This is a genomic window from Trinickia terrae, assembly GCF_005144415.1.
GTDB lineage: Bacteria > Pseudomonadota > Gammaproteobacteria > Burkholderiales > Burkholderiaceae > Trinickia_A > Trinickia_A terrae.
This window is the reverse complement of the sequence record NZ_SWJE01000001.1, coordinates 128,019-143,702: the sequence shown is the minus strand read 5'-3', so window position 1 is coordinate 143,702 and position 15,684 is coordinate 128,019. Positions and strand designations below refer to the sequence as shown.

17 protein-coding genes are annotated in these 15,684 nt (G+C 57.7%); 4 read left to right on the top strand and 13 right to left on the bottom strand.

The genetic code is table 11. The annotated features are described in order from the left end of the window. Positions 1-110 precede the first annotated feature (110 nt). Together FAZ69_RS00595 and FAZ69_RS00590 are read right to left on the bottom strand one after the other, a co-directional pair. Positions 111-1,520: an amino acid permease gene (locus FAZ69_RS00595; protein WP_136892017.1), complete on the bottom strand. Its 1,410-nt coding sequence runs from the start codon at positions 1,518-1,520 to the stop codon at positions 111-113. Positions 1,521-1,813: 293 nt separating this feature from the next. Further along, positions 1,814-3,052, bottom strand: a complete 1,239-nt coding sequence (locus FAZ69_RS00590) for a MalY/PatB family protein (RefSeq protein WP_136892016.1) — start codon at positions 3,050-3,052, stop codon at positions 1,814-1,816. A 125-nt stretch (positions 3,053-3,177) separates the two neighbouring features. On the opposite strand from FAZ69_RS00590, the gene FAZ69_RS00585 reads away from it, so the two are divergent. Next, complete coding sequence (locus FAZ69_RS00585; protein WP_136892015.1) at positions 3,178-4,074, top strand: LysR family transcriptional regulator; 897 nt, start codon at positions 3,178-3,180, stop codon at positions 4,072-4,074. A 96-nt stretch (positions 4,075-4,170) separates the two neighbouring features. Continuing rightward, entirely contained in the window at positions 4,171-4,443 is a 273-nt protein-coding gene (locus FAZ69_RS00580) for a hypothetical protein (RefSeq protein ID WP_136892014.1), read from the top strand. Positions 4,444-4,459: 16 nt separating this feature from the next. On the opposite strand, the gene FAZ69_RS00575 is transcribed toward FAZ69_RS00580, so the two are convergent. The 7 genes from FAZ69_RS00575 to FAZ69_RS00545 form a co-directional block, all read right to left on the bottom strand. Beyond that, positions 4,460-4,885 (bottom strand): nuclear transport factor 2 family protein, encoded by a 426-nt coding sequence (locus FAZ69_RS00575; RefSeq protein ID WP_136892013.1) that lies wholly within the window; start codon positions 4,883-4,885, stop codon positions 4,460-4,462. A 159-nt stretch (positions 4,886-5,044) separates the two neighbouring features. Next, the gene (locus FAZ69_RS00570) at positions 5,045-6,082 is read right to left on the bottom strand and encodes an alcohol dehydrogenase (protein ID WP_136892012.1); all 1,038 of its coding nucleotides are present in this window, start codon (positions 6,080-6,082) and stop codon (positions 5,045-5,047) included. A 22-nt stretch (positions 6,083-6,104) separates the two neighbouring features. After that, positions 6,105-7,268 (bottom strand): flavin monoamine oxidase family protein, encoded by a 1,164-nt coding sequence (locus FAZ69_RS00565; protein ID WP_136892011.1) that lies wholly within the window; start codon positions 7,266-7,268, stop codon positions 6,105-6,107. After that, entirely contained in the window at positions 7,262-7,939 is a 678-nt protein-coding gene (locus FAZ69_RS00560; protein WP_136892010.1) for a cupin domain-containing protein, read from the bottom strand. Before FAZ69_RS00560 ends, FAZ69_RS00565 begins: the two co-directional genes overlap by 7 nt. A 77-nt stretch (positions 7,940-8,016) precedes the next feature. Then, complete coding sequence (locus FAZ69_RS00555; RefSeq protein WP_136892009.1) at positions 8,017-8,361, bottom strand: carboxymuconolactone decarboxylase family protein; 345 nt, start codon at positions 8,359-8,361, stop codon at positions 8,017-8,019. A 60-nt stretch (positions 8,362-8,421) separates the two neighbouring features. Further along, the gene (locus FAZ69_RS00550) at positions 8,422-8,703 is read right to left on the bottom strand and encodes a hypothetical protein (RefSeq protein ID WP_136892008.1); all 282 of its coding nucleotides are present in this window, start codon (positions 8,701-8,703) and stop codon (positions 8,422-8,424) included. 327 nt (positions 8,704-9,030) lie between these two features. Next, entirely contained in the window at positions 9,031-9,552 is a 522-nt protein-coding gene (locus tag FAZ69_RS00545; RefSeq protein WP_136892007.1) for a carboxymuconolactone decarboxylase family protein, read from the bottom strand. A 227-nt stretch (positions 9,553-9,779) separates the two neighbouring features. Here FAZ69_RS00545 and gcvA point away from each other — a divergent pair, with 227 nt between their 5' ends. After that, the gene (gene gcvA / locus FAZ69_RS00540) at positions 9,780-10,694 is read left to right on the top strand and encodes a transcriptional regulator GcvA (protein WP_136892006.1); all 915 of its coding nucleotides are present in this window, start codon (positions 9,780-9,782) and stop codon (positions 10,692-10,694) included. A gap of 14 nt (positions 10,695-10,708) precedes the next feature. On the opposite strand, the gene dsbG is transcribed toward gcvA, so the two are convergent. From dsbG to FAZ69_RS00520, 4 genes are all read right to left on the bottom strand, one after another. Beyond that, on the bottom strand, positions 10,709-11,467 hold the full coding sequence (dsbG, locus tag FAZ69_RS00535; protein ID WP_136892005.1) for a thiol:disulfide interchange protein DsbG: 759 nt from the start codon (positions 11,465-11,467) through the stop codon (positions 10,709-10,711). A 163-nt stretch (positions 11,468-11,630) separates the two neighbouring features. Then, positions 11,631-12,821 carry an MFS transporter gene (locus tag FAZ69_RS00530; RefSeq protein WP_136892473.1) on the bottom strand — a complete coding sequence of 397 codons (1,191 nt, stop codon included), beginning with the start codon at positions 12,819-12,821 and terminating at the stop codon, positions 11,631-11,633. 487 nt (positions 12,822-13,308) lie between these two features. Beyond that, positions 13,309-13,701, bottom strand: coding sequence for a CopM family metallochaperone (gene copM / locus FAZ69_RS00525; protein WP_136892004.1), 393 nt, complete (start codon positions 13,699-13,701; stop codon positions 13,309-13,311). Between the two features lie 148 nt (positions 13,702-13,849). After that, on the bottom strand, positions 13,850-14,107 hold the full coding sequence (locus FAZ69_RS00520) for a heavy-metal-associated domain-containing protein (RefSeq protein WP_136892003.1): 258 nt from the start codon (positions 14,105-14,107) through the stop codon (positions 13,850-13,852). A gap of 436 nt (positions 14,108-14,543) precedes the next feature. On the opposite strand from FAZ69_RS00520, the gene tehA reads away from it, so the two are divergent. Further along, a complete protein-coding gene (gene tehA / locus FAZ69_RS00515) occupies positions 14,544-15,554 on the top strand; it encodes a dicarboxylate transporter/tellurite-resistance protein TehA (RefSeq protein ID WP_169708515.1) in 1,011 nt (336 codons plus the stop codon). Positions 15,555-15,684 lie beyond the last annotated feature (130 nt).

The window sequence follows — 15,684 nt, the reverse complement described above, 5'->3', positions numbered from 1 at the left end:
GATCAATAGAATTCATCAATCCATAGGCGGGTACTACAAACACCACATAAAACGCTCATGAATCTAATCGATGCACCACGAGCGCTCACCTTCCGACGACACTCCTTTCGTTACGAATTCACGACCACTTCAGCAGGTGCGGTTTCACTCCTCGTATAGAATTTGTAGGCAATGAACACGACAACGACCCACACCCCCGAAACAACTAGAGACATGCGCATATCCGGCAGCACGGCGATGCAAATCATCACGGCAGCCATAAATGCCAGCGCGAGGTAGTTGCTATACGGGTAGAAGGGCATCTTGTAGGTGATATTGCGTTCTTGACCATTCTTGACCCTCGACTTTCTGAAGTTCAGATGGCTAATCAGGATCGACGCCCAGGCACAGATCAGTCCGAACACGGTCACCGAAGAGAACAGTTCGAAAGCACGTTCCGGCATGATGTAGTTCAGAATCACACCCACGAACATCGCCGCGAACACCAGCATCACGGCACGCGAAGGCACTTTGCGGCTGTTGACCACGCTTAGGAACGCCGGAGCGTTCTTTTGCAAAGAAAGGTTGTAGAAAGTGCGGCTGTTCGTGAAGACACTCGCGTTCACCGCCGACAAGACTGCCGTAACGACAACCAAGTTCATGATTCCCGCCGCGGCCGGAACGCCGATTCTCGTGAAGACCTCGACGAACGGGCTACCCTTGGTAGTCAACGATGTCCACGGGAAGATCGTGAGCAGCACCGCAATCGCACCGACGTAGAAAATCAGCAGTCGCCAAAAGGTAGCGTTCACGGCCTTCGGCATCGTGGCCTTGACATCCTTCGCTTCGCCGGCCGCCAAACCGAGGTTTTCAACTCCACCGAATGCAAAGGCAACCATGACGATGGACAAGACTGCTCCGCTCAATCCCTTCGCAAAGAAACCGCCATGGTCGACCAGATGATGGAAGCCGATCGGCTCTCCATGGTTGCCGAACCCGAAGAAGATCATGCCTGCGCCGAAGAGGATCATCGCCACGATGGCTACGACCTTGACGAGCGCAAACCAGAATTCGGCTTCACCGTAAAACTTCACACCGACAATATTAATTACAAACATCATCGATACGGCCGCCAAAGCCGTCACCCAGATCGGGACCCCGGGAAACCAGAAGTGAACGTAGTTTCCCAAGGCATTCAAGTCGGCTGCGCTCGTAGCAAGCAGAAAAATGAACGCATTCCATCCGTTCAAGAAACCGACGAATCGGTGGATGTAGCGATTCGAGTAGGAGACATAGGATCCCGACACGGGCTCCTCGACAGCCATCTCGCCGAGCGCTCTCATAACGAAGTAAATCGCGATCGCTGCGATGAAATACATCAGCAATATCGCGGGACCGGCCGTTCTGATAGCCCACGAAGACCCGTAAAAGAGACCGGTACCGATCGCGCCGCCGATCGCAATCATCTGGATATGGCGATTTTTCAGGTCTCTTTTGAGATCTTCCCGTTCGTACGCCTGTATTTGATTCTCGTTGCTCACCTTGCCTCCTCCTATGGAGCACCCTTCTCGCGCCCACCAACAACCTCCAGGCGCGCCGCCCAGACTTGCCCGAGTCCGGCGCATACACCAATCCGTCTCCGTGTAATCCGTATTCGCTAAAATTATTTACCATTCTTAACTTATACGGAATTTCTTTGCCTTTCGTTCGTAGCGCGTGTCTCCCTATCTCGCGCAAAACTAAGCGCTGGGTGTGGCCGTTTCTTCCATTCGACTGAAACTCCCCGCCCATCGCTATTCATGCGCTCTGCCATTAAGCAGTCCCCAGCTACGCCTCAGATCTCCGCCACCGCAGCCGAGAGGCGGCTAATGGCTTCGTCGACTGTGGAGCGGGGGCAGCCGAGATTGACGCGCATATAGCCATGCCCTTCGATACCGAACTTCTGTCCTTTGTCGAGCCAAAGCCGCGCCTTGGTCAGCATGAATTTGTTGAGTGCCTCCGCATCCATCCCCAACCCACGGCAATCCATCCAGGCCAGATAAAGCGAGTCTGCCGGCAGCACCTTTATCTTCGAAGTCATCTCGTTGACGGCGTTGCGCAAGTGGGCGTGGTTCACGCGCAGATAGCTCAGCATCTGTTCGAGCCACGGCTCGCCGTGCGCATAGGCAGCCTCGGCGGCGACCATGCCGAGCGTGTTCACCAGCGGGAACATATTTCTGTCGTACTGCCGGAGCAGTTCTTCGCGCAGATGCCGGTTCGGCACGAACGCATTCGCGCTTTGCAGACCAGGCAGGTTGAACGTCTTGCTAGGCGCTGTGCAGGTAATGCTGTTCTGCGCGAATGCCTCTCCAAGCGAAGCGAACGGAATGTGCTTCTTCGCAGGGTTGATGATCAGGTCCTGATGGATCTCGTCCGAGATGACGATCACGCCATGCCGCAGACAGATCTCCCCCATCGCGCGCAGCTCGTCCTCGGACCACACGTTGCCGGTCGGATTGTGGGGATGGCTGAGGATGAAAAGCTTCGTGTTATCCCGGATCGCCGCTTCGAACATCTGTTCGTTGAAGCGATAGCCCGTCTCCGTTCGTTCGAGCGGAGCGAAGGCCAGATGACGTCCGTTCATCAGAACGTCGTTGTGGAAGTGCGCATAGACCGGAGGCTGAATCAGCACCGTATCGCCGGGCGAGGAGAAAGCCTGGACGGTAGTCTTCAGTGTGGTGATGATGCCCGAAGTCTGCACCACCCATTCTTTGGCGACGTCCCAGCCGAACCGCTTGGTTTGCCAGCCGACGACCGCATCCACATAGCTGTCGGTCGCACCACCGGGGTAGCCGAAGATGCCGTGCTCCACCGCCTCGTGAAGTGCGTCGATCACGGGTTGGGGGGCGCGGAAATCCATATCTGCAACCCACATGGGCAACGGGTTCACAGCGGATTCATCTGCTGAAAGAAGCTTTTCAGCAATCGCCCATTTCATGGAGTTCGAATTCTTCCGATCGGCCACCTGATCGAATACGCAAGCAAAGTTTGCGGTCGAAGCGTCGTTTCTTATCTCTGCGGAGCATGCCTTCACTATTTCTTCCTTGTTTCAATATGACGGCGCGCACGGGACGCGGTCTTGAATTTCGGTCAGAATAGCAACGCTCTTCCATGAGCGGAAATGGTATGTTTTCATGGAACAATGAACGGAGATCATGGATGCTAGACCGCCAACAGCTTGCCATCCTGCTGGAATTCGATCGGCTAGGTAGTGTCACCGCAGCCGCGGAACGACTCAACGTCACACAGTCGGCGCTTTCGCACATGGTCCGAAAGATGGAAGAGCGGCATGGCGTCAAGATTTGGACAAAGAGCGGGCGTACGCTCCGCTTTACGCAGGCCGGGGAATATCTGCTCGCTTTGGCGCAGCGTGTGTTGCCGCAGATCGATCACGCCGAGCGGATGCTCGTCGATTTCGCGGAAGGTAGGCGCGGCGCGCTGCGCATCGGCATGGAGTGCCACCCATGCCAAAAGTGGCTCTCAAGGCTTACACCTCGGTACCTTGCCGCCTGGCCGGACGTAAATTTCGACGTGCGTACGGCATTCCGCTTCGACGGCGTTGCGGCACTTGAGGGTCATGAAATCGACTTGCTCGTTACACCTGATCCCATTGACTTACCGGACATCCGCTTTACGCCTGTCATCGACTACGAGCTTGTCCTGGTTGTGCATGAAGCCCATCCGTTGGCTGCGCGCGCATTCGCTCAACCTCGTGACCTGCTCGGCGAAGAACTGATCACCGTTCCCGTCACCGAAGACAGGCTGGACATCTATACGCGCTTCCTTATCCCGGCTCATTGCAAACCAAAGAACCATAGAACCGCGGAAGCGACCGATCTAGTGCTGCAGCTCGTCGCCGCAGGACGCGGAGTCTCAGTCCTACCCGATTGGCTCGTTCATGAAGAGGGGGCCGATCTGCCGATTCGCGCAGTGCGGCTTGGCAAGCGCGGCATCAACAAGAGCATCAATCTAGGTATCCGCCGCGGCGAAGAGGAAATCGCATATATCGCCGGCTTTGTGACGATCGCGCGAGAGATGGGTGTCAGTCGATCGTGATGCGAAATGCGATTGAAGCCGCCGAAGGGAGAAGCAAAGCTTACCGTCGACCAGCAGCGATAATGCGGCCGGTCGCCCCCCTTTCCCACTATAAACATGGAAGTATCCCTCGTCCGTCAGGTCGCAATTTCTCTGCTGCGCGCCTCGGCCGAGACGGTCAAGACTAAGATCGCCATTGCAAGTGGAACGAATGATACCCAGAGCACCGCGCTCCATCCGACGCCAAGCAAGATCAGGTTAAGCCAGTCTTATCTTTCCGGTTTTGCGGCCGCGGATTGCGTGCAGCCGGACCGCCGCTCGCGCACGCTGTCGTTCGTTATGGCTGACGGCGTCTTCGCCGGTCTGACTGGGCCACAGCTCGTCAGCTAAAACCAGCCTGCCGAATTCAGTAGTCGCTCTTCGCCGGTTTCGCATCGATCTGCCACGTTTCGCTGACGACCCGGGCGTCGCGATAGGTCAGCACATAGCGAACGCGGATCGGCTGCTTGCCTTCGAACACGACATTGGCCGTAACGCTGGCCCCCTTCGGATTCGAAGCCTCCTCGATTCCATCTACCGATACCTTCATCGGTCCTTGGGCCTTCGTGAATTTTTCCCAGACGCCGCGAATGGCATCGACACCCGTGTATGTGCCGTCCAGCGGGCCGCCGACCCAATTGAACTGCGCGTTGTCAGCGTAGCCGCGCATCAGCAGTGCGACGTCTCCCGACGCAATGGCCTGGAAGTGCTGGTTCGCGTCGGCTGACGGCAGGTCGGCCAGCGCCGCGGTCGATGCAACCGCGAGGGTGACAGCCAGAGCGAGCTTTTTCATTGTGGTTCTCCGCAAGAGGACTAGTAAGGGGATCAAATAGACGGGGTCGCCGTATTCCGTGCGCCGGCACATGGTTACGACAGCGACGCTCAAGACACCGCACCGTTTCTGGCGCGAATGGACAAAGCGATGGATCGATCACGGCCGAAAAGATTGTCGTTATGATGCGCTATGCGTCTTTCCCATCACCAGGACCATTCGGAATTTGACGTCACCGCGCTTCACTCGCTGGTAGGCTGCAAACGCGTTCTCTAGAGGCATCGTCTCGATCATCGGCCGCACGCCACTCAGCACACTGAAGTCGAGCGTCCTTTCGCTCTCATAGGGCGAGCCCGTGACCGATCCCGCGATGCTGCGCTCGCCGCTGACAAGCTGACGGGTCGATACCGCCAATGCATCTTTGGCGATACCAAGCACAATCAGTCGCCCTTGCGGTGCGAGGCCGCCAATCACTGTAGACACCGTGGCCGCATTGCCGATCGTCGTCAAGATGGCTTGCGCACCGCCCATATCCGTGAGTTTGGCGGCGGCGTCATGCAGGTCGGTGTCGATATAGACATGCGCGCCCAGAGCCAACGCGTCCCTCTCAATGTCTTGGCCACGGCCGACCGCAACGACCTTGAAACCCATCCTGCGAGCGTATTGCAGCGCCATGTGCCCGAGCCCACCAATGCCCAGCACCGCGACCAGATCTCCGGCCTGTGCACCCGACTTCTTGAGTGCATTGAAGGTGGCCAATCCAGCGCACAAGATCGGCGCTGCCTCCTCGGCATTCAGTTCGTCCGGAATGGAAACCAGCCCGGTGCAGCGCGCCACCATCATTTCCGCGTAGCCGCCATCACACGTGGCGCCGACCACTGGCTGATTACGGCAAAGCTGGAACTGCCCGCGCCGGCATTGGTCGCATTCGTTGCAATGACCGCCAAAACGGCCAACGCCGACTCGCTGCCCTACTTTCCAGATCGCGGGCGCCCCAGCGCCTATCGAGGCGATTCGGCCGATGACTTCATGGCCCGGAACGCGTGGCGGATGCAGTGTAGGATCGGCTCGCTCTATATCGGCGGCATCGGCGCCACAAATCCCGCACGCTTCAACGTCGATCAGAACTTCGCCCGGTCCAGGGATCGGTACGTTGCGCTCGACCAGCTCAAGAGCGCCCGGCTTCGCCACCTGCATGGCCCTATAGGTACTTTTCATAGTCGTATTCCCGATGTCGTTACTATTCAACGATGCTTGGCTTGAGTTCCTCGTTACGCAGTCCTTCAACCAGTGTCTGAACGCCGAAGTCTGCCGCCTCGATGGCACCTGCAAGGTAGCCTGAAAAATTGGGGGACCATTCGCTGGCAATGCCGACGACCCGCCCGCGCCAATCGCCCGACGCAGGCGATGCCGCAGGCGCGGCCCCATGCTGGCGATTGGTGCCATCCAGATCGGCTTCCGTGGCGGTGAGCGCATCCGCGGCCCAGTCCTTGATGACTTCGGCCCTGGGTTCGGCTGCTTGCGGACCGAACATCCGCTCAAGTTGTGCGCGACAATGTGCGCGCAACACGATCGGCGATATTTTCCTGCGTGCGAGGGCCGGCACTCCTATGAATCCAAATAACCCTGCACTAGCGCCCGGCATCGACGCGTCATGGATTTCGACGAGAGGACCATAGGCACTTCTGGCTTCGCCGGAAAGCTGGCGCTCGCGCCAAAATGGGGTGTCGTAGATCGCGAGATACTTTGCGTGTGGCGCCATCCAGGTTGCCGCATCGCGCCATTCACGCACCAACTTATCTGGTAGTGCGGGCTGAAAGTCGATCGTCGCGACGGCAAGACGCGGCGGAATCGCCAGCAATACGTGCTCAACGGAATAGGACGTGAGCTGTCCGTGCGAATCCTCGGCATCCAGTTCAACACCATGGCCTGTGCGGCGTATGTGTCGCACTTGCTGATCATTTTTGAGCCGTGTGGATGTCAGATTCCGGTATAGCGTTTCGACCAGCGCACCCATGCCGCCGATCAGGCGCATCGACTGTGGCGACGTAGCATAGCCACGCATCTGCACGGGGGGCTGATTCGGCGATCGCTCAACCACCATGTGCCCTGTTTCGTACTGCTCGAAACGCTCCAGGCCGAGTTCCCGGATTAGACGATCCAGTTGGGGTTGATGTGCGGGCCAAAACCACGTCGGACCAAGATCGAAGCGATCCAGGCCATTCTGCGAACTACCCGGCCCAGAAACCAGGGTACCGTTCGAAGACACGGACTCGATGCGACCTCCATACGTACGGCGTGCCTCCAAAAGCACATAGTCCTCGATGCCTTGCCGCTCGAGGACGAATGCCGCATACAGACCAGCAAGGCCACCTCCGACGATCGCGATCCTGGCAGTCACCATGAATACCCTCGCTCCGCAACGTCAATAAGGTGGCCGGTCTTCAAATAGACTGCGGCACCGGCGTGACCAGCGACAACATTGGGGTATTGGCCTGCAGGCAGGCGTATCCAGCTACCACGGAGGTATGGCTGCCCGTCAGCCCGCAGTTCACCGGCCAGCACAAGCAGTTCGGCACTCTCGACCTGACCAGCAAAAAGCGGCACATTCGGATCAAGCCGTTCCAGAACGACTCGTTCGCTATCGCCCTCGAACAACGGGCAGACATCCCGACCATGTCGGCGTCGCCATGCCGCGGCTTCGCGCGTGTCGATGCGCACCGCGCGAACTTCACCGGGCGACATCTGCCAGAGCTTGACGAAGATGAGGGTCCCATCATTGCTGAACGGTTGATGGGACGATCCAGGGGGATTCCGCAGGTACCACCCTGCCGGGTAATGTCCGTCACCATCCGAAAATGTTCCCGACAAGACGAAAATTTCCTCGCCGCCAGGATGCTGATGGCGGGAGAACGACGAGCCCGGCGCGTATCGCACGATACTTGTGGCCCGTGCCCGCTCGCCGCCCAGCCGGTCGAGCATGACGCGCTCAACACCCGTCTGCGGTGAGGCGGTCCATTGATACTGATGAGTTGCGACAACCGCTCGGCGCGAGAAGTCTGCATTGACAAGCATGACCATTTTTCCGGAGTCGAACAGGAGACTGGCCAGCTTGTCGTCCGCGAGACGTCAGCGGCCAGTCCCGGTTCTGATTACTTGTTCGGCAACGTTGCGTAGGTGTCGAGGACGCGAGCCGAGTAGACCAGCGCAGCACCGGCATTCAGCGCAATCGCGACGCCCAGTGCTTCGGCGATTTCTTCCTGCGTCGCACCCAGCTCGGCCGCTTTCTGGGTATGGACCGAGATGCAGCCGTCGCATCGGGTGGTGACCGCCACTGCGAGGGCGATCAGTTCGTGGATCTTGGGCTCCAGCTTGCCACCCTTCTCGGCGGCGCCGCTGATCGTTGCCATGCCGTTCATCACGTCGGGATTCAGTTGTGCAAAATCGCCGACACGAGCCTGCAATGCGTTACGGTAAGCGTTCCAATCCTGCATCATGGTAATTAGCTCCAGTGGGGTAAGAAGCCGGGACATTCGTCGCCTCGGCAAAGAACGGTGTTACACGACCTCGTAGATGCGCACGTCGGGCGCATCAGCCAGCAACGGTTTGAGTTCAACGACCACATCGGCGGTGAACAGGTCACTTTCCAGGTAAGCCCTGGCGTTCTGCACACTGTCGAAGCCATGTAACACCTGCACGTCCTCGTCGCGCACCAGCAGTTCCTTCGATTTCGCACCCGCGATCGTATTGAGGAAAGGCGCCTTGTATTGCTGATAGACACCGGCCGCAGCCGTCCGGTTGGCAGGGTCGATTTTCAGATTGATTTGCAGATAAACCATGTTCAACACCGTGGTGAGGGGAGATTAAACCTGACGCCCGACCATCTGGCCGTCGTCAGCCGAATAACGATTCGGACTTCGAAATTGAGTTTTGTTTCATTGATAATCCTGGCCGTTATCGCGCGCAGCCAGCCTTATCAGCTATAGCAAATTCCCTCTCCACCCGTTGAACCCATTCTCTGCCTCTAAGAATCTGGTCACAACCGAGATAAAGTATCCGTGATGGAAAGCAATTCTTTATCGGGCACCTCGTGCGTCTGAATTGCCTTGCATAGCGGCTCCAGCGCGAACACCTCAACCTGCTGCCGTCCTGGGTCACGCTGAATTTCAGATCGCCAGCGCCACTAGAAAGCGGGAGACCATGTTGTAGGCCGCGACCGTGGCGACCGCCTCTACTGTCTTGGTTTCGCCGAAGAGGTGCTTCAGTGCCTCGATGACTTCGGCATCCACGTCAACCTGTTTCGTGGACTGGTCGGTAAGCGCGATCAAGGCACGCTCTTTCTCGCCGAAGATATTGTTGCTTACGCTTTGCGCTTTAAGCGCGAGGCACTTTTCCTCAGTGCCGCCCGCCAGCAGGTACGCGGGGTAATGGACACCCCACTCAAAGTCGGCGCGGTTCAGCACCGCCACCCGCAACATAATCAGTTCACGGTATTCCAACTCCAGGCTGAATTCTGCGCGAACCCGGCGCAGTAACTCGTTCCAACCTGTTGCGAGCGGAACACTCCTCAACAGCACACGATCAATGCCGATCAGCTCACCATTGGGCCGACGAGCCTGCATGCCGGCAAGCAATTCAGAGGGGGCGAATTCGCCGTCTTCCCACGGGGCAACTCGTACACTACTCACACTGGGTTCCTTCGTCGAAAACCATCACTCATGCAGGTGTCGGCGGGTGAGTCCACGCCAGAGCACTAATAGGAAATCTTTCTTTCCTGCCAACTGCGCCGTGACCCCACCGAGGGTATAGCGGTCGCCCGGCATCGAAATTTGCGTCTGACGTAAGCCATTATTGCCATGGCGAATCAGGCCGGCAAATGCTATATTCTTCGCAATCGACAAAGAAAAACTTTCTCATGAAAGCGCCCGTATTCCTCAATGCACTTCGCGCCTTTGAAGCCAGCGCCCGTCACCAGAGTTTTTCATCTGCGGCAGCAGAACTGAACGTGACGCCCGCAGCGGTGGGGCAGCTCGTCCGGTCACTGGAAGAATGGCTCGACACACCACTGTTTCATCGCGGGGCAAGCGGCCGTGCCCGCTTGATTCCGACCGAAACGGCAGAGCGGGCGCTACCGGATATCCGGGCTGGCTTCGATCGGCTTTTTCTAGGATTAAGCCGGTTGCGGGAAGCATCGCGCGGCGGTGTGTTGACAGTTGCAGCCAGTCCTGCGTTCGCGGCCAAATGGTTGCTACCGCGGATCGAAAAATTTCATGCGCTATGCCCCGAAACCGATGTCCGGCTCGATACGAATCTCAAGCTGGTGGACTTCGCCGCACAAGGCATTGACGTGGGCGTGCGATACGGTCGTGGAAGCTGGGTGGGCCTGGTGGCCGAAAAACTGATGGATGAGCAAATCTATCCGGTGTGCTCGCCAGCGTGGCTCGCTCGGACCGGCGGCCTGACAACCCCCCATGACCTGGCTGGAAAGGCGTTGATACACGATCTGTCCGTGGACACCCACCTTGGATTCGCCTCCTGGGGGGACTGGTTGCTTCGCGCAGGCGCGCCCGAGGTTGATACCAGCCGCGGAATGCAGGTCAACAATTCCGCTGCAGTCTTGCAAGCGGCCATTGATGGGCACGGAGTTGCTCTGGCACGAAGCGTTATGGCCTGTGATGATGTGGCAGCGGGCCGGCTTGTCCCGCTATTTCCTGAGGTAAAGCTGGCGGCGGAGCTGGCTTACTACGTCGTCTACCGCGCAGAGTGTGCATCGCAGCCGAAACTCGTGGCATTTCGCGAATGGTTGATGCAGGAAGCGACACCGTGTTGACCACGGCTATGTCGTCACGGCCCCATCACGGCTTGAAGTTGCTCACCTTGAGGTAGGCCGTCAAGGAGCTTTACTTTTCCGTCGACAGACTTGTAGATCAAGCCCGGCGTCCCCTGTAACCCCAATGCCGGCATGAGCTGGAGGTTGGTTTCCAGCGTGTGTTTCGCGTCATCGGACACGGTACTAGCTGGCGGAATACCCCCCTTGTCAAAATCCCGCTCGTTCCTCTCAAGAGCAGCCGACGGGTCCTTGGAACTCAGGATTGCCGCCGCCTTGCCTTCGCTATCGGCCCGGATGATGCCTACTAGCAATTCACGAAGTTGTACCTTGCCCGACCGCACCCAGGGACGAGAGGCTTCCCAGAAACGATGACAGTATGGGCAATCAGGATCACTGATTACATAGACCGTGCGGGGTGCGTCCTGGCGGCCGTCACGAATCCACTTCGCTGACTCAAGTTGCTTCCATGTGGCGTCGCCCATCGGGGCGGCCACGAGGTCTTCAACGGTATGGATATCCAAGGGAGTTCCATTGCGATCGACGCGGGTTCCCAATATCGCATTGCCATCCCGGGTTACATAAACTGCAATGGGACTGCTTCCAGCGACCCCGGCAAAACCACGCAGTTCGTCACTGACCTTAAATTCGTGCAGGCCGGTGACCCCTCTCGACTCGAGCGCTTTGATTACGGGAGGACTGCCGTTATCTCCCGCACAGGCTACGGAAGTCGACAAAAGCACAATTCCAAAAAGGGCAGCCGCAGTTCGATTCATGTGTATTTCCTAAACACCCTTCATGGTTGTGCTTTCGCGTACGCGTAACAAACCCGCAAGCCGAATGGCGGCGCAGACAGTCATGTTCACCGTGTACGCAATCAGATGTCCGCGTTCGTCTTCGATAGCTCGACGATGAACTCTGCCATTGCGGGCTTCCTCGTCATCGTTGTTCGAGTATCTTGTGCCGTGACCCTTGCAACCACAGCATGCCCATGGTCGCAAGTAAGACGGGCGGCAAGAGCAGGCCCGATACTGTGGACCATCCGAATGCACTCAACAGGCCTCCGGATACAAACGAACCGATGACCATTGCGCCGAAAACAACAAAATCGTTGATCGACTGAATACGAACTCCCTCCTCTGGCGTATGGCAGCTAAGTACCAAGGCCGATGCCCCCAGGAATCCGAAGTTCCAGCCGATCCCAAGGAGTACGAGCGCACCCCAGAAATGATTTATGCTCAAGCCGCTTAAGCCTGCGACTGCTGCCAATGCGATCAACGCTAATCCAGTGAGTGTGATCGTGGTCGCACCGAAGCGGGAGATCAGGCGCCCCGTAAAAAAGCTCGGCGCATACATCGCGACGACGTGCATCTCGATGCCGTAGTTGGCATGCACGCGCGAAATCCCACACAATTCCATAGCGAGCGGCGCCGAGGTCATCATGAAGTTCATCATCATGTAACTCACGACACCGCAGAGCATCGCGACGACGAAGCGAGGCTGCTGCAGAATTTCGGAAATCGGACGGCCAAAGGCGTGGCGTGTGGTTTGGGGGCGGTGCTCGAATTTCACTCCCAGCAGGACGATGGCTGAAAGCGCGGCTGCGATGGCGGCGGCGAGGTAGGTAACCGCATAAGCATGCGGCGACCAGAGATTCATCGTGACTGTTACCAGTTGCGGCCCGAACACACCGGCGAGGACACCGCCCGCCATGACTGTAGAGAGTGCCCGTGCCCGATCTTCGTGGCGTACGCACTCAGCCGCAGCAAAGCGGAAGGTGAGCACAACCGCGGCATATGCCCCCCCGAAGAGCATCGCAAAACAAAACAGCGTGAAAGACTGGACAACAAGCGCCAGCGCGCCAAGAAGTCCCGCAATGACGCCGCACAGATTGCCGGACAGGAAAGCTGCCTGCCGACCATTACGCCGCGTCAGCGCGCCGACCGGCAGCGTCGCCACGGTCATACCGACGACGAACACGGAGATCGGCATGGTGGCCAGTTCCGGGCACGGCGACAGCATATTGCCAATGATGGCTCCTGTGGCGTATACGACAGTCGAATTGGCTCCCGCGAGTGCCTGCGCGGTCGCGAGGCGCAGGATATGAATATTGATTTTCTGGATGGACATCAGCGTGGATTTCGCGAGGATGCATTGGGTGCCCGACAAATGACATCGGCCATAGTGAGAAGCCCTGGAAGGAACGCTACTCGCGATTGCATTCTCTGCGAGTCAAGCGTGAATCTGCGGCATAGGTACATGTCGAGCGCCGCGCTGCAGGTAGTGTCGTCGGCTTCGCAGCCGACGACAAGGAAGATAAGATATTCGGTATTGAAAGAGAAACTTTGCTCAGGTCACACTTACCGCCGCACGACAGCGCCAGCCCCACGGCACGCATTGGGAATACGTGCAGCAAGTTGCCGTAGGTCATCCGAAATAATCATATTGCCTACGCGCGAGACGACCGACGCCAAGCCCGGCGATGTTAACCGCCTTCCCCTATACGAACCATTGCGAGTTTTCCTTGCCTCCAAGCTGATGGACCTTGAAAAGCGCTAAGCATACCCACGTGTTTGACGCAAGAGCGCGCCTCAATCGAGACACGCTCACACAAAATTCACATGCTGCCGTGTGTAGCCTGCCAGCGTTTCATGAATGCGATTTCGCCACGCTGCGCCTTGACGATGTCCGCCGCAAGCTTGCGGATTGCCGGATCCTTACCGTACTTCAGCTCGACCTCAGCCATGTCGATTGCGCCCTGATGGTGCGGAATCATGTGCGCGACGAAATCTCGGTCGGCATTGCCGGTATACGGCGGTGCGTCCATTTCGCGCATCATCGTCGCATCGGCATCCTTATACGCATGGGTCGATGCGTCCTTGTTCGTGAGCGTGCTGCCCATCTGCATACCGGATATGTCCTGCATGCCATCCGCACGAGCTGCGGAGGCGAAAGTCGCACCAGTTAAGGCGCAGGAAAACAGCAGCGAAACCAATTTCGCTTTCTTCATGTTCGTCTTTCCAGGTTTACGAATGATCTGCGTGCCTCGTTCGTCGGAACGAGGCGATGTCCGGCCGGAGCTATCGCGCGGGACGCTTTTGACTATCGATTGGGCATGGAGCCACGGATCGCCAGACGGTCTGAACATACCCGCGATTTCATTGCCTATCTCCGCAGCAACTCTTCGTCCGATCAGGTGCCTCGATAGTCCCTTCCTCGATTCGCGTGGGCGTGTAGCCTGCATCTGCAATGGCATCCTGAAGCACCTTCGGATCGGCATCGGCCGATTCAATCGTCACCAGACGCTTAGTCTGGTCGATGGTGAACCGCGCATGGTTGTCCACAGACTTCAGCGCCTTGGTAATCGTGCTGACGCAGTGGCCGCAGGTCATGTCATTAACTTCAAAGGCAATCATGAGATTTCTCCTACCGGGTTGGTCGATGAGACGTTGCAAATATCGGCCTTCCCACCATCGGAATGTCAATAGGTGTGCTGGAAATATCGTGACTCAACTGAAAGTTCTTCGCGGTCCGCTTGACCTTCCAATGATGATAAGGATCAAGCTGATATCTGTCGAAGGACCAACGAAATGGAGAGATAACTCGGCCATCTGATCGGGCCACGCGTTGCTACGGCTCCAAGCAATGAGACTAGCTACCTTGCATCGTCGCATGTTCGCCCTGATCACAGTATTTGCGCCACCGTTAGTGTTGCGCTAAAGATTTCCTTTCAACAGAAGACACTTTATCTCGTTTGTCGACGGGATCGGAGCATAGAAGAATCATGCCAAAGTTCAATATCAGCATTAGGTGGTGATTCGTGAGCGACTTCATACGGTGGCCCGGATCTGCATGCGCTGGAAGGAGGAGGCATTGTCGAGGATACATGTCATGCGCATAAGACAGGCGACAATTCCAGCGTCGTACTTTGGGATAGTTCTAGGCCTCACCGGCCTCGGGCAAGCGTGGCGCTCGGCGGCACATCTATGGCACCTGCCGCCGTCGGTAGGCGAAGCTGTCATGGCGATCGCCGGGCTGGTCTGGGTCGTACTCGTCACCGGCTACTCATGGCAAGCAATCCGGAACTTCGAGGTGGTACGAGCTGAGTTTCTGCATCCTGTCCAGGGCGGTACACCTGCATTGATGGCAGTCTCTACCTTGCTTGTCGCCATGGCAGTCCTTCCATATTCGATTGCCGCGGCGTGGTTTCTGGCCATTGGAGGCATTGCGTGGCACGTGGGCTTCGGCCTATGGCACACAGGCACGCTATGGCAAGGCGGGAAGAAGTCGATAGATGCGGTACCGACCTTGTACTTGCCGACCGTTGGCGGCAACTTCCTCAGCGCGGCGGCACTTGGTTCGTTAGGCTGCCCCGACTGGGGCTGGCCATTCCTCGGGGCTGGGTTGTTTTCATGGTTGGCCCTCGAATCGCTGATCATACAGCGACTATGGCATTCGACAGCGTTACCCCCGCCTCAACGCCCCTTGATCGGCATTCAGTTCTCCCCGCCCGTCGTTTGCGCCATGGCTTGGTTGGTGTTGTCCCCGGGCCGCCCTGACCACTGGCTGCTCATGCTATGGGGCTACGGTCTTTTTCAATTAGCGCTTGGCCTACGCCTCGGGCCCTGGCTGAGCGCGCAACCCTTCAGCCCTGCCTACTGGGCCTACACGTTCGGCGTTGGCGCCGCGACGGTCTGCAGTCTGAAGTTAGCGCAGGCAGGCGTCAGCTCGGCGCAAGTACTAGCGCTGCCAGTATTCGTCGGCGCCAACCTGTTCATTGGATACCTCGCCATACGTACGGTTCATCTGCTCGTCACAAGGTGGTCGTCGCCACGGCGGTTATCCCCTCCCCTGCAGGACTAACGCGTGGGCACATCAACGTTTGAGTCGGTGTTTTTTACCTAAGCCTATGCGCCTGACCTGCTCGGATCCTTTATGACGGAATGTGACATCGGCAGGCCGACTTTCCGCAACCCCAAGGCAGCAAGGAACG

Excerpts from the sequence above, each read along its gene's own strand:
- FAZ69_RS00560 (WP_136892010.1), bottom strand. The coding sequence starts at position 7,939 with ATGCTTGTCAATGCAGACTTCTCGCGCCGAGCGGTTGTCGCAACTCAT.
- FAZ69_RS00520 (WP_136892003.1), bottom strand. The coding sequence starts at position 14,107 with ATGATTGCCTTTGAAGTTAATGACATGACCTGCGGCCACTGCGTCAGC.
- dsbG (WP_136892005.1), bottom strand. The coding sequence starts at position 11,467 with ATGAATCGAACTGCGGCTGCCCTTTTTGGAATTGTGCTTTTGTCGACT.
- copM (WP_136892004.1), bottom strand. The coding sequence starts at position 13,701 with ATGAAGAAAGCGAAATTGGTTTCGCTGCTGTTTTCCTGCGCCTTAACT.
- gcvA (WP_136892006.1), top strand. The coding sequence starts at position 9,780 with ATGAAAGCGCCCGTATTCCTCAATGCACTTCGCGCCTTTGAAGCCAGC.
- FAZ69_RS00585 (WP_136892015.1), top strand. The coding sequence starts at position 3,178 with ATGCTAGACCGCCAACAGCTTGCCATCCTGCTGGAATTCGATCGGCTA.
- FAZ69_RS00580 (WP_136892014.1), top strand. The coding sequence starts at position 4,171 with ATGGAAGTATCCCTCGTCCGTCAGGTCGCAATTTCTCTGCTGCGCGCC.
- FAZ69_RS00575 (WP_136892013.1), bottom strand. The coding sequence starts at position 4,885 with ATGAAAAAGCTCGCTCTGGCTGTCACCCTCGCGGTTGCATCGACCGCG.
- FAZ69_RS00550 (WP_136892008.1), bottom strand. The coding sequence starts at position 8,703 with ATGGTTTATCTGCAAATCAATCTGAAAATCGACCCTGCCAACCGGACG.
- FAZ69_RS00530 (WP_136892473.1), bottom strand. The coding sequence starts at position 12,821 with ATGTCCATCCAGAAAATCAATATTCATATCCTGCGCCTCGCGACCGCG.
- tehA (WP_169708515.1), top strand. The coding sequence starts at position 14,544 with ATGCGCTGGAAGGAGGAGGCATTGTCGAGGATACATGTCATGCGCATA.
- FAZ69_RS00555 (WP_136892009.1), bottom strand. The coding sequence starts at position 8,361 with ATGATGCAGGATTGGAACGCTTACCGTAACGCATTGCAGGCTCGTGTC.
- FAZ69_RS00570 (WP_136892012.1), bottom strand. The coding sequence starts at position 6,082 with ATGAAAAGTACCTATAGGGCCATGCAGGTGGCGAAGCCGGGCGCTCTT.
- FAZ69_RS00565 (WP_136892011.1), bottom strand. The coding sequence starts at position 7,268 with ATGGTGACTGCCAGGATCGCGATCGTCGGAGGTGGCCTTGCTGGTCTG.